Source organism: Streptomyces hirsutus (assembly GCF_001418415.1).
Taxonomy (GTDB): Bacteria; Actinomycetota; Actinomycetes; order Streptomycetales; family Streptomycetaceae; genus Streptomyces; species Streptomyces hirsutus.
Genome location: NZ_LIQT01000051.1, coordinates 1 through 23,214, shown reverse-complemented (window position 1 = coordinate 23,214; position 23,214 = coordinate 1). Strand labels below are relative to the sequence as shown.

At 66.6% G+C, this 23,214-nt stretch carries 19 protein-coding genes; 8 read left to right on the top strand and 11 right to left on the bottom strand.

Translation table 11 applies throughout. The annotated features are described in order from the left end of the window. Window positions 1-39: 39 nt before the first annotated feature. On the top strand, window positions 40-513 hold the full coding sequence (locus tag AOK11_RS04550; RefSeq protein WP_055592323.1) for a hypothetical protein: 474 nt from the start codon (window positions 40-42) through the stop codon (window positions 511-513). 14 nt (window positions 514-527) lie between these two features. On the opposite strand, the gene AOK11_RS04545 is transcribed toward AOK11_RS04550, so the two are convergent. From AOK11_RS04545 to dnaB, 5 genes are all read right to left on the bottom strand, one after another. Next, on the bottom strand, window positions 528-3,170 hold the full coding sequence (locus AOK11_RS04545; protein WP_055592322.1) for a TniQ family protein: 2,643 nt from the start codon (window positions 3,168-3,170) through the stop codon (window positions 528-530). After that, the gene (locus AOK11_RS04540) at window positions 3,167-4,285 is read right to left on the bottom strand and encodes an ATP-binding protein (protein WP_055592321.1); all 1,119 of its coding nucleotides are present in this window, start codon (window positions 4,283-4,285) and stop codon (window positions 3,167-3,169) included. Before AOK11_RS04540 ends, AOK11_RS04545 begins: the two co-directional genes overlap by 4 nt. Beyond that, the gene (locus tag AOK11_RS04535) at window positions 4,282-6,411 is read right to left on the bottom strand and encodes a helix-turn-helix domain-containing protein (RefSeq protein WP_055592320.1); all 2,130 of its coding nucleotides are present in this window, start codon (window positions 6,409-6,411) and stop codon (window positions 4,282-4,284) included. The genes AOK11_RS04540 and AOK11_RS04535 overlap by 4 nt, the downstream gene beginning before the upstream one ends. Beyond that, window positions 6,408-7,037 carry a TnsA-like heteromeric transposase endonuclease subunit gene (locus tag AOK11_RS04530; protein ID WP_055592347.1) on the bottom strand — a complete coding sequence of 210 codons (630 nt, stop codon included), beginning with the start codon at window positions 7,035-7,037 and terminating at the stop codon, window positions 6,408-6,410. The genes AOK11_RS04535 and AOK11_RS04530 overlap by 4 nt, the downstream gene beginning before the upstream one ends. 311 nt (window positions 7,038-7,348) lie before the next feature. After that, a complete protein-coding gene (dnaB, locus tag AOK11_RS04525) occupies window positions 7,349-8,827 on the bottom strand; it encodes a replicative DNA helicase (RefSeq protein WP_055592319.1) in 1,479 nt (492 codons plus the stop codon). A gap of 457 nt (window positions 8,828-9,284) precedes the next feature. Here dnaB and AOK11_RS04520 point away from each other — a divergent pair, with 457 nt between their 5' ends. Further along, window positions 9,285-10,622 (top strand): MATE family efflux transporter, encoded by a 1,338-nt coding sequence (locus AOK11_RS04520; RefSeq protein WP_055592346.1) that lies wholly within the window; start codon window positions 9,285-9,287, stop codon window positions 10,620-10,622. Window positions 10,623-10,715: 93 nt separating this feature from the next. On the opposite strand, the gene rplI is transcribed toward AOK11_RS04520, so the two are convergent. The 4 genes from rplI to rpsF all read right to left on the bottom strand — a co-directional run bounded on the left by rplI (window position 10,716) and on the right by rpsF (window position 12,421). Beyond that, entirely contained in the window at window positions 10,716-11,162 is a 447-nt protein-coding gene (gene rplI, locus AOK11_RS04515) for a 50S ribosomal protein L9 (protein WP_055592318.1), read from the bottom strand. Window positions 11,163-11,180: 18 nt separating this feature from the next. Further along, complete coding sequence (rpsR, locus tag AOK11_RS04510) at window positions 11,181-11,417, bottom strand: 30S ribosomal protein S18 (RefSeq protein ID WP_003949403.1); 237 nt, start codon at window positions 11,415-11,417, stop codon at window positions 11,181-11,183. 42 nt (window positions 11,418-11,459) lie between these two features. After that, window positions 11,460-12,053, bottom strand: a complete 594-nt coding sequence (locus AOK11_RS04505) for a single-stranded DNA-binding protein (RefSeq protein ID WP_055592317.1) — start codon at window positions 12,051-12,053, stop codon at window positions 11,460-11,462. A gap of 77 nt (window positions 12,054-12,130) precedes the next feature. After that, window positions 12,131-12,421 carry a 30S ribosomal protein S6 gene (gene rpsF / locus AOK11_RS04500; protein ID WP_055571119.1) on the bottom strand — a complete coding sequence of 97 codons (291 nt, stop codon included), beginning with the start codon at window positions 12,419-12,421 and terminating at the stop codon, window positions 12,131-12,133. Between the two features lie 317 nt (window positions 12,422-12,738). Here rpsF and AOK11_RS04495 point away from each other — a divergent pair, with 317 nt between their 5' ends. The 3 genes from AOK11_RS04495 (at window position 12,739) to AOK11_RS04485 (ending at window position 15,461) form a co-directional block, all read left to right on the top strand. Beyond that, a complete protein-coding gene (locus AOK11_RS04495) occupies window positions 12,739-13,053 on the top strand; it encodes a hypothetical protein (protein ID WP_055592316.1) in 315 nt (104 codons plus the stop codon). A gap of 163 nt (window positions 13,054-13,216) precedes the next feature. After that, window positions 13,217-14,338 (top strand): peptidoglycan bridge formation glycyltransferase FemX, encoded by a 1,122-nt coding sequence (gene femX, locus AOK11_RS04490; RefSeq protein WP_055592315.1) that lies wholly within the window; start codon window positions 13,217-13,219, stop codon window positions 14,336-14,338. A 91-nt stretch (window positions 14,339-14,429) separates the two neighbouring features. Next, a complete protein-coding gene (locus AOK11_RS04485; protein WP_055592314.1) occupies window positions 14,430-15,461 on the top strand; it encodes an alanine racemase in 1,032 nt (343 codons plus the stop codon). Between the two features lie 189 nt (window positions 15,462-15,650). Here AOK11_RS04485 and AOK11_RS04480 read toward each other — a convergent pair whose 3' ends face one another. Both AOK11_RS04480 and AOK11_RS04475 read right to left on the bottom strand, forming a co-directional pair. Then, window positions 15,651-17,159, bottom strand: a complete 1,509-nt coding sequence (locus AOK11_RS04480; protein ID WP_055592313.1) for a glycosyltransferase family 87 protein — start codon at window positions 17,157-17,159, stop codon at window positions 15,651-15,653. 98 nt (window positions 17,160-17,257) lie between these two features. Then, window positions 17,258-19,951 (bottom strand): transglycosylase domain-containing protein, encoded by a 2,694-nt coding sequence (locus tag AOK11_RS04475; protein WP_167353760.1) that lies wholly within the window; start codon window positions 19,949-19,951, stop codon window positions 17,258-17,260. A gap of 397 nt (window positions 19,952-20,348) precedes the next feature. Between AOK11_RS04475 and AOK11_RS04470 the strand changes: the two genes are divergently transcribed. The 3 genes from AOK11_RS04470 to AOK11_RS04460 form a co-directional block, all read left to right on the top strand. Further along, entirely contained in the window at window positions 20,349-21,032 is a 684-nt protein-coding gene (locus tag AOK11_RS04470) for a PadR family transcriptional regulator (protein WP_055592312.1), read from the top strand. Window positions 21,033-21,075: 43 nt separating this feature from the next. After that, window positions 21,076-22,158, top strand: coding sequence for an inositol-3-phosphate synthase (locus tag AOK11_RS04465; protein WP_055592311.1), 1,083 nt, complete (start codon window positions 21,076-21,078; stop codon window positions 22,156-22,158). Between the two features lie 97 nt (window positions 22,159-22,255). After that, window positions 22,256-23,214: MFS transporter (locus AOK11_RS04460; protein WP_055592310.1), on the top strand; the 959-nt coding region annotated here is incomplete at its 3' end.

Genomic DNA, 23,214 nt, shown 5'->3' with positions numbered 1-23,214 from the left:
CTGTGGTCGCCGTAGTGTCCGGGGCGAAAGGCGGTTCCAGTGGAGATCACGGTTCAGTGGATCAGGACGTCCTGGACGAAGCACTCCAGGGGCGGTGACGCTGCTGCCCGCAGGAATTCGGCGCCAATGGGGTTCCTGGTGTCACCAGTGCCGTCTTCCTTCGCCCAGGTCATCCAGATGTCCGAGCGTGACGGTTTCGAGCCGCACGAGAGCGAGAGGGACTTGCGCCAGGTCGGACTCACCTTGCGAGACGAGGGCGATCGGCTTCGCGTGCTGGCGCGTGTGGAGCCGTTGTTCGGATTGCCGCCGCGCCCGTGGCGGCCGCCGGCGGTGCGTCTGGTCCCGGGGCAGTGGGTCCGTTGGCAGTTGAACTATCGGTTCAGTAGCGCCGCCGGAATACGGGACTGGTCGTACTGGCTCGACACGTTCAACGTTGCCTATGGGCCCGTCGACCCGAACGTATTCCTGTCAGAGCCGACCGTTCTGGTCGATGAGTGCGGTCCTGTTCGATAGCCGTCCGTCGACGATCAGCTGGTCATGGGTTCTGCCCTGGAGGCGGGAGGAATGCCGGTCTCGATGGTGTTGCCGCCTGGTCGAGCGCCTTCGCTGTCGGTGAGCGCGTCCATCACGGCTTGTCCGGCCTCGGTGGGGCGGAGTGATTCGCCCCGGCGGGGGCGGATGTAGAGCTGGACGCCCAAATCCCTTTCCAGGGCAGCAAACTGGGTGTAAAGGACCGAGCGAGTGGTGCCGAGCTGGCGTGATGCCTCGGCGAGGGTGCGATGCTCCATGGCTTCTCGAAACCGCTGAAGGCGGCCCCAACAGCGCCGATCTGTGAGGGCCGGCCTGATCAGCGGCGGTACTGATTCGAGTTCCGTTCGGCTCACGGCCCGGCGTCCGCCGCGTGGACGGAGTGCGATGCCCATGGCCCGGAGGTGGCGTGTCAGGGTCGTTGGGCTCATGTCCAGCTCGGTGGCGATGCTGGCCAGGGTCCGGGCCTGCCGGACGTACTGCTCTCGGAGCCACTGCTCATCGACGATCGGCTTCCTCGACGGCTCTCGGCTAGCGATGAGGCCGGACTGATTCAGCACCTCGCTGATGAGTCTTTTGGGGAGACGGGTCTCTGAGGCGATCTCTCTGACCGTCTTCCGCGCGTCGAGGTACTCGCTTCGCAGGAATTCGTTGGTCAGCACGGTATGTGCTTGCTGGCGGGCCTGAGCTGCGGCAAGCCGGGACCGTCGAGCGATGGGCCTGCTGGGGTCGACCCAAGAGCCGCCGCTTTTGGAGGACCAGGGGCTGCTGGGTGGGTGCTGCTCGAAGCAATGGCGGATGCTTTCCAGAGCGACGCCCATCTCCTTCGCTGCGACGGCGGGCGCTTGGCCCTCAGCGCAGATGAGACGGTGTGCTCGTGTCACGTCCACTGGTCTGCCGGGTAGGCAGAGTCCTGCGGCAAGATCCGCTGGGGGCTCCCAGGTCAGCGGTTCGTCGATGCCCAAACCCCGTAGGTAGTTCTCGCCGTACTCGTCGAGAGCTCTCAGCAGGGCGGCGGTGATCCGGAAGGGAACTACCGCGACGCCTCCCGTCTCCTCGGCGGTCGTGATCCGGAGCGACGCTGGCGCCTGCCGGAGATCATTTCCGGTGATGCGCTGATAGAGGTAGCGGCGCACAGACAGCAGCCGCGCTTCCTGTCCCGGGTGGACACCGGTCTGTGTGCAAATCGAAACCCAGTCATCAGCGGGCAAGAGGCCCTCACCTGTCAGCCCGCGTCGACGTTCGTAGTCGATGGGGACGGGCTGGGTGTCCAGGTAGTCGGCGATCTCGCAGAGCCCGGTGAGGACTCCGTCGTGGCCCTGCTGGGCAAGCTCGGCGAGCGTGTAGTGGACGTCGAGTTGCGCCTGATGACCAAGCATGCTGATCAGGGGATCGAAGTGACGTTTGGATGCTCCGGGGAGGAGGAGTGCGACGGCCAGGGCCGCGCGGAAGTTGCCGATGTTCCGGACGCCGGCGGCGGGCAGGAAGCGGGCAGTCCATCCGCGCCAGAGCAACTGTGGGACTCGGCCGGCCCGTGCGGTGGTCAGGGTCTCATTCATCTTGTGGGGTGGGCGCGGGCGAGTGGTGCAGCTTCGGAAGCGGAGCCGGTCCACGTTCGCCATGCGTGTGTCCATGGCCTGCCAGATCAGTTGTTGCAGGGCAGTGGAGTGTGCCCTCCAGCGTTTGTTGATGTCACCGAGCGGCATGAGGTCCAGTCGCTCGCCGTCTCGTTCGAGGAGGGTCCGCAGCGTGGCGATGTTTGTCTTGTCGGAGCCCTGTTGAAGGATGTGGACGGCGCGGGTGAGTCCGCCTGCGGTCACTGCCGCCGAGGTAGGCGAAAACTGACCGTCTCCGGCGTAGGCCTGGCATGCCTGCTCGACATGCGGATCGAGTGTCGGGAAGTCGTCGGGTTCCGCGATGCGCAAGACCCAGGAGGCCAGCGCACGCAGGTCGTTGAAGATCATTCGGGGTGCGGGGAGGGACTGCGCTTGTCCCTGTTCGACTCGGTCCAGCAGGTCGTTGATCAAGCGCTGGGACGCCAGTTCTGGGCTGTCTTCGCGAAGGGCGGCAGCGGGGGCCAGGGTGAGGTCCGTCTGGCAGAGAGCCCCTGACGGTTTCAGCGTCGTAGGACACTGATGGGGTGGAAGATCACGGAAGATGCTGACTCGGCCGTGGCGGGTGCGCTGGTTGCAAGAGGGACAGGCGTGCGGCAGCAGGATCCGGTGCCGAGTGCAAGCGAAGCTCCAGGGGAGGCGCCAGCGTAACTGCCAGCGGCCGTCGTGTTCGTGAAGGCATCGGGGGCAGTAACGGGAGCCGTTTCGGCCCCATAGCTGCATGCGGTTCACCGTCCGGCGGTGAGGGTGCAGTACGAGCGCATGGCCGTCGTACTGGCGCAACGTCATCGCATGCAACCGGTCAGCGGGGACTCCGCTCACGGCCGCGGCCTGCTCGGCCTGGTCCGACTCGAGGTAGCGGGTGAGGTCAGGGAGGTTGCCGTCGCGCCGACCGGGCAGTCCCAAGGCGATCAGGATCTCGCGGAAGCTGACCATGCTGCGGTGGGCCAGGGTCTCCAGCCAGGAGTCCAGGGCTTCTCCTGGCAGCGGCGCGACCCTGATCGGGAGAGTCCGCAGGCCGGACGTCACGCGGCTTTCCGGTTGCTGGATCGGGGCCGGCTGGTGAGTCGTCGCTTGTCCAGGGCTGCTTCGAGCTCCCTGCGAGCCTTCTCGGATGCCTCGTCGTTCTTCACTCGGTCGAGCAGGTCACGGTCGAGGCGTTCGGTGCCGCTGCGGACGGCTCTTTGGCAGCCCCGGTTGATCAGTGTCATCAGCGAGCCGATATGCCCGGTGCTTCGGGCAAAGAGGTAGTCGGAAAGATCGTCTGCAAGCATGCCGGGATACTTGTCGGCCAGGACCACTCGCTTCTCCAGGGCGAGAAGCATCTTCCTCCATTCTCGGCGGCCCGCCTCGTTCTTGATGGTGAAGGGCTGCATGTCCAGTCGAGTCGTGCGCCGGCCTGTCTGGGCCAGGGCTGTGTCACCGGAAGTAGTTCCTTCGCTGAACAGGCCCTTCTCTGCGAGTCCGACGCCGATCATCAGCAAGGTCACGGGGAACTCGTTGGCGATCCACTTCAGGTGGTTGCTGACCTCGATGCCGCTGGTGTTGCGCCACTTCAGGAAGTGCAGATCGTCGAGTGCGAGGACGCGCACTTCGCAGGACAACACGCAGTCCAGGGCCCGCTGGCCCATCTGGGCGGCCGTTCCGCGGTTGCGTCCAGCATGGCCGAAGAATTCCAGAATGGCACGGTTGAGGTCCTTCATGCCGGTGTTGCCGGTCAGTCCGACCCGGCAGACCGGAAGCCGTTCGTGTCCCTGCGCTGTGAACTCGCCGTTCTCGGCGATCTCCCGGTGGTGGAACTCACGGAGGAACGCCAGCACCGAGGTCGTCTTCCCGAGGCCGGGAAAGGCGTCGACAGCCACGGCGCCCTTGGCCTTGTCACCGTCCTGCTGATTGCTGTCGACGATGTCCCACAAATCCTCGTGAAGATCAGCCAGTTGCTGCGTCCTGATCGGCCCGAGGTTGGCATGCCACTCCCGCCGCAGTCGGTCGTAGACGGCTCTCGCCTCAGCGGTCAGAGCTTTCAGCTCTGTCCTCGTCAGCAGCCTGGGCTGTTCGCGACGCGGAGCGTTGGCGAACTCCTTGAAGTCCTCCTTCCGCGACAACGCCAGATTCCCCAGGCCCAGCGGGAGCGGGTCAGTCACACGTCCTCCAATGCGTCGGCGTAGAAGTCGTCCTCTTCGACGAGGACTTCGAAGTCGGCCTCGTCGTCATCACCCGTCTCGGCCGGCTCCATCTGCTCCGGCTCCTCGTGGGACGAGCCCTCTTTGTCCCCCAGGGCTTTGCGGACTGAGGGCAGCGAGACGACTGACTCGTCGGACTCGGGCAGTTCGATGGCCGCTTGCTCTCGCGATAGCCGCAGGGCCATCCGCCGCTCTGCCAGCGTTGTGCCCAGGCCGAGGTTCCAGCGCTCCAATAGGTCGGCGACCGCAAGACGGTCGTCAGGAAAGCGATACTTCGCAGCAGCCAGTTTCCGGGCGAAGGCGAGAGCATCCTCGCTCAGCGGCATACCGGCCGTGGGCGCATGTTCCCAGGTCAGGGTGCGCCAGCGACGGTCCAGGTCCCGGACGTAGATGCGGGTGATGTCGTCGGGGTCAACCTGGAAGGGCCATCCGTTCTCGACCGGACTCTTGTAGGGACTCCGGACATCGCTGAGGCCTTTGAGGCCGGGGCCGCTGTAGCGGCGACGGCCGATCTCGACTCCGTAGTGCTGGATCGTGCGCCATTCGGTCTTCAGGAATTCGTAGGCGAGGTCAGGGTCTCTGGAGGCCTCGATGTAACCCGCCCGGGCCATGCCGTGCTCGAACATCGCGGCGGGGGACATCCGCAGCCCTGGCAGACCCGGGTCGACCAGACTCGTGTGCGGTCGATGGTGGTAGACCGCCGCGACCCACTCACGGATGATCGCCTCCAGCTCATGCAGGAAGAAGAAGGCGTCGTCCTCCGGGTTCTCCCCCCGGGAATGGACGTCCGGCCCCTTATAGCCGGGCAATGCTTGAAGCAGGCCCTCGCGCAGGGTGCGGAAGAATCTTTCGACTGGCCCTTTGTCGCGGCCCGTCCGTAGCCTCGCAGGCTGGATCGAGATACCCATCCGTCGGCAGACGCTGGTCAGATGCTCGGAGTCGTACTGCTTTCCGTGGTCGATGACCAGGGTTTCCGGAACCAGAATCGGGCCAGCTGCACCAGCCCCTTCGGCGACAGCCGTATCCACGAGGACCGTCCGTGGGATGCCGTGCTCGGGCCAAACCGCGTAGCGCGGCCAGTCCTTCCCAGCCGGCCTGGGCCGGAACGACTGGTAGAGCACCGCGCTGACGTCCACCGCCTTCGTCGACACCGGGGTGAGGCGGATGCCGGTGACGCAGCGGGTGTACCAGTCCATACCGATGCTGAGCTCAGCCTGAACCCATCGAAGCGTGAACGGGTCGAAGGCGAAAACGTCCAGCCGGGTGGAGTCCATCAGGAGGTACTCGCCCGGCCTGGTCGGCCGCAACTTGCCATAAGGCTCACTTGGCCGGCCAGCGATGTCCCGGTTCCGCTTCGCACTCAGTCGGAAGAGCGGGTGCTGGTCCTCCAACTCCTCAAGCAGCCGGAAGGCAGTAGCCCGGCTGGGTTGCGGGACGACATCCGGACCGAACCGTGCAACCACCCGTGCTCGGGTCCGCTCGATCACCAGCGTGCGGGACGGCTTGGACTCCTTGGCATGCTCGACCATGACCTCCGTGGCTGTCTCCACCCACCGGTCATCCAGTTTCGTGGCCCGCCCACGTGCGGGTCGCCCGGCAGCCGCCAAGCCCGCCTCGCCGCCACGGCGGAAGTCCCGAACCCAGCGCTCGACGGTACGAACGGTGACGCCGAGTTCAGCGGCCTTGCTCGCGTAGCGCTCGCCGAGCGGGAGGTCAGGCGAGTATTCCGGCCTCGGCTCGCCTTCCGCTGCCAGCTCGGGAGCACCCGAACGGTAACCAGTGAGGACCTCCCGGACATGGCCTGCCCGCACTCGTAGTCCGTCTTGCTCGGCTTTCGACAGCTGGCTCAGCACGACGCCAGCGACGTCTTCGTCGTCGTCACCGGACGGTCCCGGAGCATCCGGGATCACACGAACTCGATCAGACAGCAGCAGCTCCTTCACTGCCAGTCTCAGCAGCTTCCCGCGGCCGTTCTTCAGTACCGCCTCGTTGCCGTTCGCGGTGATCGCCAGCTCGACGAGCTCAACGGTCTCGCCGTCATAGCGGAACCGTGTACCAACCCCCACGCGGACTCCGGCCCAGCTCACTTCGAAGCCTTCAGAACGTGATGACCGCTGAGCGGGGTAGTCAAGTCGGTGACCAGCTCACCACGCCAGAGAAGGTGAAGGACCCCAGCACGGACCTCCTCCGGTTCCCGTCCGGTGAGTGCGTCATCGAGTTCGCCAAGTGTCCGGCAATCCAGCCCCATCGCTCGAAGTTCGTCGAGCAGGAGACCATCGAAAAGCCAGTCACGTCGGTACCCGGCGAGGAACCGAAGGTTCTCGAGTTCCGCAGGCGCAGGTTCGCTCCACACGACGTATCGCCATCCGCGTGTCTCCACCAACCGCCGCGTCCAGTCGAAAGTGAACGCCACCTCTGGCTTGGCCACCCGGTGCCTCGGCTTGACGTCGACCACGACCGGACCGTCCTCGCTGATCAGCAGGTAGTCCGGGATGTGTTTGCGAACCTTGCCTTCCACCTCGGCTTTCAGCAGGAAGGGCTGGGCAAGGATGCGGCGTACGGATGGGTCGAAGTCGTCAAACAACAGTCGAGCAAGTTCAAGCCGCGACTCGTAGATCACGTGGTCACACATGGTCGACGACCAGTAGGTGCCCGAGTAGTGCTTCTGGCCGTCGTACCACCGGAATGTCCGCCATGGAGACGCTGTCGCCAACGTCGCGCTGCTGACGCTCTCCCATGGCTCGTCTTCGAACTCCCGGCCCGATGTACGGAAACACACCATTGCCGACTCAACTGGCACAAGCACCCCCACTCCCGCAGCATCAGGTTCGATGCGATCAAGCAGTCGGTGACAGCCTGGGCCGTACGGCGGTACGTTCACCAAGAGAGCTTGGAACGTCCACACGTTTGAGCGAATTCAGCCTCAAGAGCCTGGACGGTCTCACAGCGATGTCGTATCCGACATCCATCCGACATCGACCGTGAGATTCCGACACGGAAAATGAGGCCCTACAAGGGAACCGGTCAGGTCTGCGCCATGTCCACGAAACGGGAGTAGTGGCCCTGGAAGGCGACCGTGATGGTCGCCGTCGGGCCGTTTCGGTGCTTGGCCACGATCAGGTCGGCCTCGCCCGCGCGCGGGGACTCCTTCTCGTACGCGTCCTCACGGTGCAGCAGGATGACCATGTCGGCGTCCTGCTCGATGGAACCCGACTCACGCAGGTCGGAGACCATCGGCTTCTTGTCGGTGCGCTGCTCGGGGCCACGGTTGAGCTGGGAGAGCGCGATGACCGGCAACTCCAGTTCCTTGGCGAGCAGCTTGAGGTTACGGGACATGTCCGAGACCTCCTGCTGACGGCTCTCCGCCCGCTTGGAACCGCCGGACTGCATCAACTGGAGGTAGTCGATGACGACCAGCCGCAGGTCGTTGCGCTGTTTCAGCCGACGGCACTTGGCACGGATTTCCATCATCGACAGGTTCGGGGAGTCGTCGATGTAGAGCGGGGCCGCCGACACGTCCGGCATCCGGCGCGCCAGGCGGGTCCAGTCCTCGTCGGTCATCGTGCCGGACCGCATGTGGTGGAGGGCGACCCGGGCCTCGGCGGACAGCAGGCGCATCGCGATCTCGTTGCGCCCCATCTCGAGCGAGAAGACCACACTCGGCAGGTTGTGCTTGATGGACGCGGCACGGGCGAAGTCCAGCGCGAGCGTGGACTTGCCCATCGCGGGACGCGCGGCGATGACGATCATCTGCCCGGGGTGCAGCCCGTTGGTGAGCGAGTCGAAGTCCGTGAACCCCGTGGGCACACCGGTCATCTCGCCGCTGCGGGAGCCGATCGCCTCGATCTCGTCGAGCGCGCCCTCCATGATGTCGCCGAGCGGGAGGTAGTCCTCACTGGTGCGCTGTTCCGTGACGGCGTAGATCTCGGCCTGCGCCCGGTTGACGATCTCGTCGACGTCGTCGTCGGCCGCGTACCCCATCTGTGTGATGCGGGTACCGGCCTCGACCAGGCGGCGCAGCACGGCGCGCTCGTGCACGATCTCCGCGTAGTACGCCGCGTTGGCCGCCGTGGGCACCGTCTGGACGAGGGTGTGCAGATACGAGGCACCGCCGACCTTGTTGATCTCACCGCGCTTGGTCAGTTCCGCGGCGATCGTGATGGGGTCGGCCGGCTCGCCCTTCGCGTAGATGTCGAGAATGGCTGTGTAGACGGTTTCGTGAGCCGGCTTGTAGAAGTCGTGGCCCTTGAGGATCTCCACGACATCGGCGATGGCGTCCTTGGACAGCAGCATGCCGCCCAGAACGGACTGCTCGGCCTCGAGGTCCTGCGGCGGCACCCGTTCGAACGTGGAGCCCGTGCCGTCCCATCCGCCGGAGTCCCGGCCGCGGTCGTGCTGCTCGTCACGGCCTCGGCCTCCGTCCTCACGACGTCGGGAGGCTGGCAGACGATCACTGGGTCCACTGTCGGCCCACGGGTCGTCCAAGGGCTCGGAAATGCTCACCGAGCCACCTCCTCCCGTCCGCCGAGCGGACCTCGCCGTGCCCTCTTTCTACGGCACGGCACTGACAAATAGGACGCCCGACTCCGGTTGTCGCGCGCCGGTTTTATGACTTTTTGGAAACCGGCAGACGGAGCGGGCGCCGGACCACCGTAGGCCTGTCTGCACCGTCAGCCAATCTGGTTATCCACAGGGCATGTGGACGACCGGCCCAATGCTGTGGAGAAGTCCGCCAAACCTGTGCACGACCCGGTGGACAGGCCTGTGAACAAGACCCGAGTTGACTCGCAAGAAGGGCCCTGACCTGGTACTTCATCATCCACCGCCTGTGCAGAACAAAAAAATTCCCTCTCCGGCCAAGATCCCCTCAAGTGCTGTATGCAAGCACACACCCTGCGCCATGACGTAAGGGTCTATGGAGCATTGCATCTCTTACCTGTGGACGATTAGATTGGTGCACATGACACAGGCCCCCGCGCGCCCTCGAGCCGTCCGACGGCAGCACGACCGCGAGATCGTCATGCTGGCCGTACCGGCATTCGGCGCCCTCGTCGCCGAACCCCTCTTCGTCATGGCAGACAGCGCCATCGTCGGTCATCTCGGCACAGCACAGCTCGCCGGACTCGGCATCGCCTCGGCCCTCCTGATGACCGCCGTCAGTGTCTTCGTCTTTCTCGCCTACGCCACCACGGCCGCTGTCGCCCGGCGAGTCGGTGCCGGCGACCTCCCCTCAGCCATCCGCCAGGGCATGGACGGAATCTGGCTCGCCCTGCTCCTCGGGGCCGGCGTCGTCGCCGTGGTGCTGCCCACGGCACCCGCCCTCGTGGATCTGTTCGGCGCCTCGGACACCGCGTCCCCCTACGCGATCACCTATCTGCGTATTTCCTCACTCGGCATACCAGCCATGCTGATCGTGCTCGCCGCGACCGGTGTCCTGCGCGGGCTGCAGGACACCAGGACCCCTCTCTACGTCGCCGTCGGCGGCTTCGCCGCCAACGGCGTTCTCAATGTCGCGCTGGTCTACGGCGCCGGTTTCGGTATCGCGGGCTCCGCCTGGGGCACGGTCATCGCCCAGTGGGGCATGGCTGCCGTCTATCTGGTCGTGGTACTGAAGGGCGCGCGCAAACACGGCGCCTCACTACGCCCGGACCTCGCGGGGATCAGAGCTTCTGCCCAGGCCGGTGTGCCCTTGCTGGTACGGACCCTCTCGCTCAGAGCCATTCTGATGATCACCACCGCCGTCGCCGCCCGACTCGGCGATTCCGACATCGCGGCTCACCAGATCATCCTCTCCCTGTGGAGCCTGCTCGCCTTCGCGCTGGACGCCATCGCGATCGCCGGGCAGGCCATCATCGGCCGCTACCTGGGAGCCGGAGACGCCCAGGGGGCCCGCCAGGTGTGCCGCCGCATGGTGGAGTGGGGTTTCGGGGTCGGGGCCGTCCTCGGCGTGGTCGTGGTGCTCGCCCGGCCGGTCTTCCTGCCCCTGTTCACCAGCGATTCCACGGTCACGGACACGGCACTGCCGGCTCTGATGATCGTCGCGCTGTCCCAACCGATCTCCGGCATCGTCTTCGTGCTGGACGGGGTACTGATGGGTGCGGGCGACGGGCCGTACCTGGCGTGGGCGATGCTGGTCACTCTGGCGGTCTTCACTCCGTTCGCCCTGCTGGTCCCGGCGTTCGGAGGTGGGCTCACCGCGCTGTGGGGGACGATGACGCTCATGATGACCGTTCGGCTGCTGACCTTGTGGTTCCGTACCCGATCGGGCCGCTGGCTCGTCACCGGCGCCGCACGCTGACCGTTTCGCGTGAAGCCACGCGTTTCACGTGAAACGGGGATGGGGCCGCACCTGAAAGGTGCGGCCCCATCCCACTGCTACAACGAGCAGCACTTACTCCGAGACAACCTCGAGGTCGACCTTGGCGGCAACCTCGGGGTGCAGACGCACGAACGTCTCGTGGGCGCCGAGGGTCTTGATCGGCGCGCCGAGCTCGATGCGACGCTTGTCGACCTGGGGACCGCCGGCGGCCTTGATCGCGGAAGCGATGTCGGCCGGCGTGACAGAACCGAAGAGACGACCGGCGTTGCCGGAGCGAACCGCGAGGCGGACCTTGACGCCCTCGAGCTGGGCCTTCACCTGGTTGGCCTGCTCGATGGTCTGGATCTCGTGGATCTTGCGAGCGCGACGAATCTGCTCGACGTCCTTCTCGCCACCCTTGGTCCAGCGGATCGCGAGCTTCCGCGGAACCAGGTAGTTGCGAGCGTAACCGTCCTTGACGTCGACGACGTCGCCCGCGGCACCGAGGCCGGAGACCTCGTGGGTGAGGATGATCTTCATGATTCGGTCACCCTTCCCTTATCGCGCGGTGGAGGTGTAGGGCAGCAGCGCCATCTCACGGCTGTTCTTGACAGCCGTGGCGACGTCGCGCTGGTGCTGGGTGCAGTTACCGGTCACGCGACGGGCACGGATCTTGCCGCGGTCGGAAATGAACTTCCGCAGCATGTTCGTGTCCTTGTAGTCCACGTACGTGACCTTGTCCTTGCAGAATGCGCAGACCTTCTTCTTCGGCTTGCGCACAGGCGGCTTCGCCATGATGTATCTCCTGTGTGATCAAGAAGTGTGGTGCGGCCCCGCCTAGAAGGGGGGCTCGTCCGAGTAGCCGCCGCCACCGCCGCTGCCGGAGCCTCCGCCCCAGCCGCCGCCGCTCTGGCCGCCGCCACCCTGCTGGCCGCCGGCGGGAGCGCCGGATGCCCAGGGGTCGTCGGCCGGAGCGCCGCCACCCTGCTGGCCGCCGCCGGAGCCTCCGCCCCAGCTGCCACCACCCTGGTTGCCGCCACCGCTGTAACCACCCTGGCCACCGCGGCCGGTGGTCTTGGTGACCTTGGCCGTGGCGTTGCGCAGACTGGCGCCGACTTCTTCGACGTCCAGTTCGTAGACCGTGCGCTTGACGCCCTCACGGTCCTCGTAGGACCGCTGCTTCAGCCGGCCCTGCACGACGACGCGCATGCCTCGCTGGAGCGACTCGGCGACGTTCTCCGCCGCCTGGCGCCAGACCGAGCAGGTCAGGAACAGGCTCTCGCCGTCCTTCCACTCGTTCGTCTGGCGGTCGAAGGTGCGGGGAGTCGACGCGACACGGAACTTCGCGACGGCCGCACCGGACGGGGTGAAGCGCAGCTCGGGGTCATCGACAAGGTTGCCGACGACCGTGATGACGGTCTCGCCTGCCATGGGGGAACCTCTCGGCGGGTTTGCTGCTGGCTGCTTGTACTGCTACTCGGATCCCGGGACCAGCTGAGCGGAAGGGCTCAGTGGTTCTCGGGGCGGAGGACCTTGGTCCGGAGGACCGACTCGTTCAGGTTCATCTGGCGGTCGAGCTCCTTGACGACCGCAGGCTCGGCCTGCAGATCGATGACCGAGTAGATGCCCTCGGGCTTCTTCTTGATCTCGTACGAGAGACGACGACGCCCCCAGGTATCGATCTTCTCGACCTTTCCGCCGCCATCCCGGACGACAGAAAGGAAGTTCTCGATCAGCGGGGAGACAGCGCGCTCCTCGAGATCGGGGTCGAGGATGACCATCACCTCGTAGTGACGCATGTGGAACCCACCTCCTTTGGACTCAGCGGCCACGGTCGTTCCGTGGCAGGAGGGTCGTGATGCGTTGCGCAACGATGCCTGTCAGTAGAGCAGCCGCCACTGACAATGAGGTCGGGTGACGGTTTCTCCAGGCCGGCCGGGACGGACCCATGGCCCTGTCCTGAACGTGACTGGATCTGTCCGAACAGACACCGGTGCAGACGGTACAGAGTACCCGCACAGCGGCTTCCGGTTGAAATCCGGTCCGGAAGCCCGTCAGTCTGTACACATCGGGTGTGTACGGCGCTACGATGCGCCGCCTTTCGCAGGAGGTGCCCATGGCACAGGCAACGCGACCCAATACCGCCGGAGGCCTTTTCGCCACGGACGGCAAGCCCCACCCAGTCCAGGCCGCCCTGCTCGCGGTAACCCTGGTGCTGGGGGTCACGTCCCTTGTCACCGCGATGTTCCAGCATCTGCACCTGCTCAGCTCCTGGACCGGCCTGGTGGGCATCCTCACCGGCGCGTACGGCCAGTGGATCTCGGAGACGACACGGGAGCGCTTCGGCCTGATCCTGGGGCTGGGCGCCTCGGCGATCGGTTTCTTCCTCGGCATGGCGAACGGCGGCCTGTTCGGCGGGCTCTTCGACTGACTCCGGGCCCCTCCTCCCGCATACCGTGGAGCGCCCCGGCCGTAACGGGCCGGGGCGCAGGCCCCCTGTGCCCAACCGAGGCGCACCCACGGCGCAGTAGGCTTCGCGCGAGAGCCGGAGCCCCTGAACCCATGGGGACACACCAGCCCGAGGAGCGCCCCGAATGAGCCTGACCCTGAGGACCATCAGCCGAGAGCAGCATCTGGCATACCTCCAGAGCCTGCCGTCGGCGAGTCACATGCAGGTCCCAGCCTGGTCGGACGTCAAAGCGGAATGGCGCGCGGAGAACCTCGGATGGTTCGACGACCCGACCGGTGAGATCGTCGGCGCCGGCCTCGTCCTCTACCGGCAGCTTCCCAAGATCAAGCGCTACCTGGCCTACCTCCCCGAAGGCCCGGTCATCAACTGGTTCGCGCCCAACCTTCAGGAGTGGATCGAGCCGATGCTCGCGCACCTGAAGCAGCAGGGCGCGTTCTCGGTGAAGATGGGCCCCCCGGTGATCATCCGGCGCTGGGAGGCGACGACCATCAAGAAGGGCATCCAGGACCCGGACGTGAAGCGTCTGCGCGACCTGGAGGCCGACTTCATCGAGCCCCGCGCCTTCGAGGTCGCCGACAAGCTGCGCCGTATGGGATGGCAGCAGGGCGAGGACGGCGGGGCCGGTTTCGGCGACGTACAGCCCCGCTACGTCTACCAGGTGCCGCTGGCGAACCGCTCCCTGGAAGAGGTCCACAAGAACTTCAACCAGCTGTGGCGCCGCAACATCAAGAAGGCCGAGAAGGCCGGTGTCGAGGTCGTCCAGGGCGGTTACAACGACCTGGAGGAGTGGCAGCGGCTGTACGAGATCACCGCCGCGCGCGACCACTTCCGGCCGCGCCCGCTGTCGTACTTCCAGCGCATGTGGACCGCCCTCAACACCGAGGACCCCAACCGCATGCGGCTGTACTTCGCCCGGCACAACGGCGTCAATCTGTCGGCGGCGACGATGCTGATCGTCGGCGGTCACGTCTGGTACTCCTACGGCGCGTCCGACAACATCGGCCGTGAGGTCCGGCCCTCGAACGCGATGCAGTGGCGGATGCTGCGCGACGCCTACGCACTCGGTGCCACCGTCTACGACCTGCGCGGCATCTCGGACTCGCTGGACGAGACCGACCACCTCTTCGGCCTGATCCAGTTCAAGGTGGGCACGGGCGGCCAGGCAGCCGAGTACCTCGGCGAGTGGGACTTCCCGCTGAACAAGCTGCTCCACAAGGCGCTCGACATGTACATGTCGCGCCGCTGACACCGGCTCCGCGCACAGCTCGCTCCACCGGTTCCCACAGCTCTCACTCCTTCCCCACACCGCAGCCACGAGAAAGGTTCCAGGTCCGGCCATGGCGCTCACGCTTTACGTCGACACCGCGCGCTGGCGGGCGCATCACAAGCACGTGCAGCAGCAGTTCCCGGGACTCGTCCCGGTCTGCAAGGGCAACGGCTACGGCTTCGGACACGGGCGGCTGGCCGAGGAGGCCACCCGGCTGGGCTCGGACGTCCTCGCCGTCGGCACGACGTACGAGGCTGCCCGGATCAAGGACTGGTTCGGCGGCGATCTGCTCGTACTGACGCCGTACCGGCGCGGCGAGGAGCCCGTCCCGCTGCCCGACCGGGTCATCCGCTCGGTTTCGTCGGTCGACGGCGTGTACGGCCTGGTCGGCGCCCGGGTGGTCATCGAGGTGATGTCCTCGATGAAGCGGCACGGGGTCAGCGAGCAGGATCTGCCCCAGCTGCACTCCGCCATAGAGAACGTCCGGCTCGAGGGTTTCGCCATCCATCTGCCCCTGGACCGCACCGACGGCTCGGACGCCGTCGAGGAGGTCATCGGCTGGATGGACCGACTCCGAGCAGCCCGCCTCCCCCTGCACACCATGTTCGTCAGCCACCTCAAGGCCGAGGAACTCGCCCGGCTGCAGCAGCAGTTCCCGCAGACGCGGTTCCGCGCCCGGATCGGCACGCGGCTGTGGCTGGGGGACCACGAGGCCACCGAATACCGCGGTGCCGTCCTGGACGTCACGCGCATAGCCAAGGGCGAGAGGTTCGGCTACCGACAGCAGAAGGCCGCGTCCGACGGCTTCCTGGTGGTCGTGGCGGGGGGCACGTCGCACGGGGTGGGTCTGGAGGCTCCCAAGGCTCTGCACGGCGTCATGCCGCGTGCCAAGGGCGTCGCCCGCGCCGGACTGGCCACGGTGAACAGGAACCTCTCTCCGTTCGTCTGGGCCGGCAAGCAGCGCTGGTTCGCCGAACCGCCGCACATGCAGGTGTCGATCCTGTTCGTGCCCTCGGACGCGCCGGAACCGCAGGTCGGTGAGGAGCTGGTGGCCCACCTGCGGCACACCACCACGCAGTTCGACCGGATCCTCGACCGCTGAGCGGCACGAGGCGCGGAGCGGACGGAGCAGGCGGGGGAGACAGAGCCTGCGGAGGGGACAGAAGCGGCGCCTGAGCAGGCGCCAGGCAACGGGAAGGGCCGCGCACGGGACTCCCGTGCGCGGCCCTTCCCTCGTGCCTTCACCAGCATCCGGTGTGAGCTGTCATCGGACCGGCCACCAGCCGTTCGCTCAGAGCGAACCGCCCGGGGCGTCGGCCTTGTCCCACTCGACCTGCGGTCCGTCGAAGTGCACGGCGCCCCGGGCGGGCCGAGCGGCAGGACCGAACACGAAAGCGTCCTCCGCTCCGTTCAACACCCCGCCCGACGGGTCGTCGCCACCGGACCGCCTCACCGGGTCCCGGTCCGGCATCAGGATGTCGCACACGATCATGACGCACAGGTAGAGCGTCCCGAGCAGGTGCAGAGCGATGGCCCAGTGGTAGCCGTCGGCGGGCAGTCCCTTGTGGGCGTCTCCGCTGGTCGTGTACGCGAGGTACATCCAGATGCCGAGGAAGTAGGCCACCTCGCAGGCCTGCCAGATCAGGAAGTCCCGCCACTTCGGCCGGGCCAGGGCGGCAAGGGGCACCAGCCACAGGACGTACTGGGGCGAGTAGACCTTGTTGGTGAGGATGAACGCGGCGACGACCAGGAAGGCGAGCTGCGCGAAGCGCGGCCTGCGGGAAGCCGTGAGGGCCAGCGCGGCGACGCCCACGCAGCAGAGCAGCATCAGCAGCGTGGCAAGGGTGTTGACGGTCTCGGTACTGAGCGGGTCGGACGAGTTCTGAGCGATGATCAGCCAGAAGGACCCGAAGTCGACGCCCCGCTCCTGGCTGAACGTGTAGAACTTCGACCAGCCGTCGAAGGCGAAGAACATCACCGGCCCGTTCACCACGGCCCAGGCGACGACGGCACCGCCCAGGGCCTTCCCGAACTCCCGCCACCGTCCGGCACGCCAGCACAGCACCAGCAACGGCCCCAGGAGGAGCACGGGGTAGAGCTTGGCGGCCGTGGCCAGCCCCAGGAGGACTCCGAAGGCCAGAGGCCGGCTGCGCGACCACATGAGCATCGCGGCGGCCGTCAGCGCGACCGCCAGCAGGTCCCAGTTGATGGTCGCGGTCAGGGCGAAGGCCGGCGCCAGGGCGACCAGCAGGCCGTCCCAGGGCCGCCGGGCGTGCGTACGGGTCACGCAGACGGCGATGACGGCCGCGCACACCATGAGCATCCCGGCATTGACCATCCAGTACCACTGTTCCTGGTCCTGGATGCTCCCGCTGCCGGGGGTGAGCCAGGACGCGACCTCCATGAACACACCGGTCAGCACCGGGTACTCGAGGTACTGCATGTCGCCGGGGAGCTGGTCGAAGTACGGTACGAGGCCGTCGGCGAAGCCCCGCCCCTGGTAGAGGTGCGGGATGTCCGAGTAGCACGCGTGGGTGTACTGGGAGCCGGCGCCGAAAAACCACGCGCCGTTGTAACAGGGAGCCTTCTGGACCAGGCCCAGGGTGAACATACCGATCGCCACGAGCGCGATCACCCGGACCGGGGTCCACCAGGACGTCCCCAGCAGGGCACGCCGCCCGAGCGGACCGCCGATCAGCTCACTGCCGGCCTTGGCGACCTTGTCCTCCCGGGTCGGCTCCACCAGCTCCGGCTCGTGGACGCTCGCTCGCGTCGATTCTCCACTGGGCATGCCGCACATCCTGCCGTACGCGCCGGGGCCTATGGCGAGGGCCGCCGCACCCGAGGGTACGGCGGCCCATGTTTCACGTGAAACACCCAAGTCGGGCGAAAGTGCGGTTATCCGGCCGGGCCTCCGAAGAGACCGCCATTACCGCCTCCGTTGCCGTTGCTGTTGCCCCGGTTGGCGCCTTCCTCTTCCGACTCCGAAGCCGACGGCGAACTGGTCACCCCGCCGTCCGTGCCACCGGCGTCCGAGCCTCCTGGCCCTGTACCGCCCGTGTCGTCCTCGTCCTCACAGTTGAAGTCGAAGACCCTGCAGGTGGCGGTCTCGGACGGCGTGGGGCGGCTGGGCTCCGGCTCCGGCTCCGAAGTGGTCGGAGACGCCGACGGAGTCTCCTCCTCGGTCTCGGTGGGGGAGGGAGTCGCGGTCGGCGACGGAGTGTCGTTGATGATCTCGCCAATGGGCTCCGGCGTCGGGAAGGGCACCGACTTCTGGCCCTTCAGCGCCTCCTCCATGTAGTCCGCCCAGATCTCGGACGGGAACGAGGCGCCGTGGATCGACTCCTGGTCACCTGTTCCGTACATCTCCAGGAACTGGCGGTTCTTGATGGTCTCGTCGTCGGGGTACCGGAACATGCTGATCGCGGTGGACAGCTGCGGGGTGTAGCCGACGAACCAGGCGGACTTGTTGCCGTCCGTGGTACCGGTCTTGCCGGCCACCTCGCGGCCCTCGAGCTGGGCGTTGGTGCCGGTTCCTTCCTCGACGACGGTCTTCAGGACGTCCGTGACGTTGTCGGCGACCTTGGCGGTGAACGCCTGCTTGGTCTTGGTCCTGTGGGTGTAGACCGTGCCGTCCTTGCTCGTCACCTTCTTGACCGAGAACGGATCGCGCTGGTCGCCGCTGGCCGCGAAGGTGGCGTACGAGCCCGCCATACGGATCGCGCTGGGGCTGGAGGTACCGAGGGAGAACGACGGGTAGTTCGCTCCGGCGAGGCTGTTCTTCAGGATCCCCGACTCCACCGCGGCGCTCTCCACCTTGTCCAGACCGACATCCACGCCGAGCTGGACGAAGGCGGAGTTCACCGAGAGCCGCATCGCCTCACGAAGATCGATCTTGTAGTCGGGCGCGGTGCCGAGGGTCTCGTCGCCGTCGTTGACCTGCTCCCACTGCTCACCCTTCTCGTTCTGCCAGATCGACCCGTCGTATTCCTTGATCTTGAGCTTGTTCTTACCGCTGTACAGGCTCTTCTCGGAGACCTTCGTACGCTCGTCCTGGGCCTGTACCCGGTCCCCGTCGGGGTCCCTGACGCCCCACTGCATGGCGGCCGCCAGCACGTACGGCTTGAACGTCGAGCCGACCTGGGCACCGGTCGCGTCGGCGTTGTTGGTGAAGTGCTTGGTCGCGTCGGTGCCGCCGTAGATGGCCTCGATCGCACCGGTCGCAGGAGCCACCGAGGCTCCGCCGAACTGGACGTGGGTGTCCGTATCCGGGCGCTCCTCGGGCTTGATGTTCTTCTTGTAGACCTTCTTGACCGCCTTCTCGAGCTCCTCGACCTTCTTCTTGTCGAAGGTCGTGTAGATCGAGTAGCCGCCCTGTTCCAGCTGCCTGGCGGTGATACCGGTGTCGTCGCTGTTGTTGACGATGTACGCCTTGGCGAGGTCCACGAGGTAACCGATCTGCCCGCTCAGCGCGGTGTTCGACCGGGGGTTCTGCACCTTGGGCAGTTTGTTGTACTTGGCCCTGACCGCGGGATCCAGACGGTCGTACTCGACCATCTTGTCCAGGGTGTCCTGCATCTGGGTCAGGGCGCGTTTCTTGTTCGCCTCGGGAGTGGCGTCCGGGTCGATGGAAGTCGCACCGGCAGGGTCGTAGTAGGTGGCGCCCTTGAGGACCGCCGACAGGAAGGCGCACTCGCCCTCGTTGAGCTTGATTGCCTCCTTGTCGAAGTACGCGCGGGCGGCGGCCTGGATCCCGTAGGCCCCACGCCCGTAGTACGCGGAGTTCAGGTAGCCCTTGAGGATCTCGTCCTTGTCAACGGTGGTGCCCACCTTGATCGAGACGAACATCTCCTTGAACTTGCGGGAGAGCGTCTGCGACTGGTCGTCCAGCATGGCGTTCTTGACATACTGCTGGGTGATCGTGGATCCGCCCTGCGTTTCGCCGCCCGTGGCCATGTTGAGCATGGCGCGGGCGATGCCCCTGGGGTCGATGCCGTTGTCCTCGTAGAAGGTCTTGTTCTCCTGGTAGATGACCGCGTTCTGCATCGCCTTGGGGATCTGTTCGAGATTGACGATCTGGCGGTTGCGCTCACCACCCGTCGCGACCATCTGCGTGTCGTCGGCCCAGTAGTAGACATTGTTCTGCGCTTCGGCCGTCTTGGCGATGTTCGGCACGCTCACCATCGCGTACCCGATCCCCGCGGCGGCCACCATGCTGCCGAAGAACGCGATGCACAGCCCGGTGACGAACTTCCAGGAGGGCATCCAACGACGCCAGCCGTACTTGTCGTGGCGCGGATAATCGATGATCCGCTTCTTGCCGGGAGGCGCCGACCGCCCCCGGCCGGGCCCGGTGGAACCGGCCCGGCGGCCCCCGCCTCTCTGTGCCGCGCGTCGTGCTTCGGCGCGGCTTCCATGGGTATGGTCCTCACCACCCGAGTCGCGGGAGTCCGACCCATAGGAATCGGACGGAGACCCGGTGGCGCCTCGCGGTGCCGCGCGGCGGCCGGAGGACGAGCCGGACTGGCCGCGTCGGGCCGCGGCACGTCCGCCTCCCTGCGGCTGCTGCGGTTTGCGACGGTGCTCGCTCATCGAACGACTACTCCTCGGGCAGGCGCATTCTCGCGCGCCTGGAAACGGCAACTGGTTTCCGGTCCCCCCGAAGTACGGATGCGGTGGTCTCCGCATTCATCCCGTACTGCACCAGGGACGAGGACGCCCCCACGCGTAACTCGGTTCCCGGTGTTGTGCATGGCGCACAGACTACGCACCACCAAAACCTGCCGAGCACAGAAGTTCAGCCCAAATCAGGCAACTTGCTCGCATTGAATCGATGATGTGACCCCGTTCACCCCACCCCCTCTTGTCCCAGCCGCGAGGCCGTTCTATCGTCGTGATGTATCGAGTCGATACATCAGCTCGGCATAAAGATGGCGCTGAGCCACCCGAGAGACCGTCACGGCACGACCGCGGCAGAGAGGAGGCGACGATGAGCCGGCGTTCCGGGATCCTCGAGTTCGCCGTCCTCGGCCTGCTCCGCGAGTCCCCGATGCACGGCTATGAGCTGCGCAAACGACTCAATACGTCACTGGGTGTGTTCCGTGCCTTCAGCTACGGAACGCTCTACCCCTGCCTCAAGACGCTGGTCGCCAACGGCTGGTTGATCGAGGAACCGGGAAACACCACCGAGGACGCCCTCGCCGCTCCGCTCACGGGCCGCCGCGCCAAGATCGTCTACAGGTTGACGGCCGACGGCAAGGAGCACTTCGAACAGCTGCTCTCCCAGACGGGCCCCGACGCGTACGAGGACGAGACCTTCGCCGCGCGGTTCGCCTTCTTCGGACAGACATCACGCGACGTACGCATGCGTGTACTGGAAGGCCGCCGCAGCCGGCTGGAGGAGCGCCTGGAAAAAATGCGCGCTTCGCTGACCCGGACCCGGGAGCGTCTCGACGACTACACGCTCGAGCTCCAGCGCCACGGGATGGAGTCCGTGGAGCGGGAAGTGCGCTGGCTGAACGAGCTCATCGAGAGCGAGCGGGCCGGACGGGACCTGAAGGGTCCCGCCTCCGGGGCGAACCCTCGACAGGACACCACATCTGGAACGTCGGGCGACCTGCCCCGGCCCGGGGACGACCCCCGGCCCGGTTCGCCCGACGACACCGCCACGTGAGTCCCGCTCAGGGCCTCACTCGTACACACAGGGAGCAACCGGAATGGGTTCGGTTCGCGTAGCCGTCGTCGGCGTGGGCAACTGCGCCGCGTCACTGGTGCAGGGCGTCGAGTACTACAAGGACGCCGACGCGGCGTCCAAGGTGCCGGGCCTGATGCACGTCCAGTTCGGCGATTACCACGTCCGCGACGTCGAGTTCGTCGCCGCTTTCGACGTGGACGCCAAGAAGGTCGGCCTCGACCTCGCTGACGCCATCGGCGCCTCCGAGAACAACACCATCAAGATCTGCGACGTCCCCAGCACCGGTGTGACGGTCCAGCGCGGCCACACCCTCGACGGTCTCGGCATGTACTACCGGGCCACCATCGAGGAGTCCGCCGAGGAGCCGGTCGACGTCGTCCAGGTCCTCAAGGACAAGCAGGTCGACGTCCTGGTCTGCTACCTGCCCGTCGGTTCCGAGGACGCGGCGAAGTTCTACGCCCAGTGCGCCATCGACGCCAAGGTCGCCTTCGTCAACGCCCTCCCGGTGTTCATCGCCGGCACCAAGGAGTGGGCGGACAAGTTCACCGAGGCCGGTGTGCCGATCGTCGGTGACGACATCAAGTCCCAGGTCGGCGCCACCATCACGCACCGCGTCATGGCGAAGCTGTTCGAGGACCGCGGTGTCGTCCTGGACCGCACGATGCAGCTGAACGTCGGCGGCAACATGGACTTCAAGAACATGCTCGAGCGGGAGCGCCTGGAGTCCAAGAAGATCTCCAAGACGCAGGCCGTCACCTCCCAGATCCCCGACCGGGACCTCGGCGAGAAGAACGTCCACATCGGCCCGTCCGACTACGTCCCGTGGCTGGACGACCGCAAGTGGGCCTACGTGCGCCTCGAGGGCCGCGCGTTCGGTGACGTCCCGCTGAGCCTGGAGTACAAGCTCGAGGTCTGGGACTCCCCGAACTCCGCCGGTGTCATCATCGACGCCCTGCGTGCCGCGAAGATCGCCATGGACCGCGGCATCGGCGGCCCCATCCTGTCGGCCTCCTCTTACTTCATGAAGTCCCCGCCGGTGCAGTACTTCGACGACGAGGCCCGGGTGAACGTCGAGAAGTTCATCGCGGGTGAGATCGAGCGCTAGGACCCGCCTCCTGCGGATGAGGACCTGACGTGCGGGTGATCGAGGGTCCCCGGGGCGTATGTCCCGGGGACCCTCCCCGTGTGTGAGGCTGTGCCCCATGGCCGTCGTCCGTGACCTGCGCGTCCTGCTGCGTTTTCAGGGCTTCAGACGCCTGCTCGCCGTCCGGCTGCTCTCCCAGGGCGCCGACGGCGTCTTCCAGGTCGCACTCGCCTCCTACGTGGTCTTCTCCCCGGAGAAGCAGACGTCGGCCGCGGCGATCGCCTCCGCGATGGCGGTCCTGCTGCTCCCCTACTCCCTGGTCGGCCCCTTCGCCGGGGCCCTGCTCGACCGCTGGCGCCGCCGCCAGGTCTTCCTGTACGGCAACCTGCTGCGCGCGCTGATGGCCTCGGTGACCGCCGTCCTGATCCTCGGCCAGGTCCCGGACTGGCTGCTCTTCGCTTCCGCCCTGTGCGTGACCGCCGTCAACCGCTTCGTCCTCGCCGGCCTCTCCGCCGCGCTGCCGCGCGTGGTGGACTCCGAACGGCTGGTCGTCGCCAATTCCCTCTCCCCGACCGCCGGAACGCTCGCCGCGACCGCGGGCGGCGGACTCGCCTTCCTCGTACGCCTGGTCGTCTCCGACTCCGATGCGGTCGTGGTGCTCGTGGGTGCGGCGCTGTACCTGTGCGCGGCTCTGGCATCGCTGCGCATCGCGAAGGAACTGCTGGGCCCCGACCGGGCACTGGTGCGGCCGGGGCTGGCCACGGCGCTCACCGGCACCGCTCACGACCTGCTGGCAGGCCTGCGCCACCTGGCAGCGCCCTCGCGCAGGGAAGCCGCATGGGCGCTCGCCGCGATGTCCCTGATGAGGTTCTGCTACGGCGCCATGCTCGTCATGCTGCTGATGCTGTGCCGGTACGCCCTGACCGACACGACGGAGGAAGGGCTCGCCCTCCTGGGCCTGGCATTGGGTGTGTCCGGCGCCGGTTTCTTCGTTGCTGCCGTCGTGACCCCCTGGGCCGCGGGGCGCTTCGGGCCCGGCCGCTGGATCATGCTGTGCGCGGCGGCCGCCGCGGTCCT

What these genes read in the sequence shown, in the direction of transcription:
- rpsR (WP_003949403.1), bottom strand. Translation starts at nt 11,417, where the DNA reads ATGGCGAAGCCGCCTGTGCGCAAGCCGAAGAAGAAGGTCTGCGCATTC.
- AOK11_RS04520 (WP_055592346.1), top strand. Translation starts at nt 9,285, where the DNA reads ATGACACAGGCCCCCGCGCGCCCTCGAGCCGTCCGACGGCAGCACGAC.
- rplI (WP_055592318.1), bottom strand. Translation starts at nt 11,162, where the DNA reads ATGAAGATCATCCTCACCCACGAGGTCTCCGGCCTCGGTGCCGCGGGC.
- rpsF (WP_055571119.1), bottom strand. Translation starts at nt 12,421, where the DNA reads ATGCGTCACTACGAGGTGATGGTCATCCTCGACCCCGATCTCGAGGAG.
- AOK11_RS04495 (WP_055592316.1), top strand. Translation starts at nt 12,739, where the DNA reads ATGGCACAGGCAACGCGACCCAATACCGCCGGAGGCCTTTTCGCCACG.
- femX (WP_055592315.1), top strand. Translation starts at nt 13,217, where the DNA reads ATGAGCCTGACCCTGAGGACCATCAGCCGAGAGCAGCATCTGGCATAC.
- AOK11_RS04465 (WP_055592311.1), top strand. Translation starts at nt 21,076, where the DNA reads ATGGGTTCGGTTCGCGTAGCCGTCGTCGGCGTGGGCAACTGCGCCGCG.
- AOK11_RS04480 (WP_055592313.1), bottom strand. Translation starts at nt 17,159, where the DNA reads ATGTGCGGCATGCCCAGTGGAGAATCGACGCGAGCGAGCGTCCACGAG.
- AOK11_RS04485 (WP_055592314.1), top strand. Translation starts at nt 14,430, where the DNA reads ATGGCGCTCACGCTTTACGTCGACACCGCGCGCTGGCGGGCGCATCAC.
- AOK11_RS04475 (WP_167353760.1), bottom strand. Translation starts at nt 19,951, where the DNA reads ATGAGCGAGCACCGTCGCAAACCGCAGCAGCCGCAGGGAGGCGGACGT.
- AOK11_RS04505 (WP_055592317.1), bottom strand. Translation starts at nt 12,053, where the DNA reads ATGGCAGGCGAGACCGTCATCACGGTCGTCGGCAACCTTGTCGATGAC.
- AOK11_RS04470 (WP_055592312.1), top strand. Translation starts at nt 20,349, where the DNA reads ATGAGCCGGCGTTCCGGGATCCTCGAGTTCGCCGTCCTCGGCCTGCTC.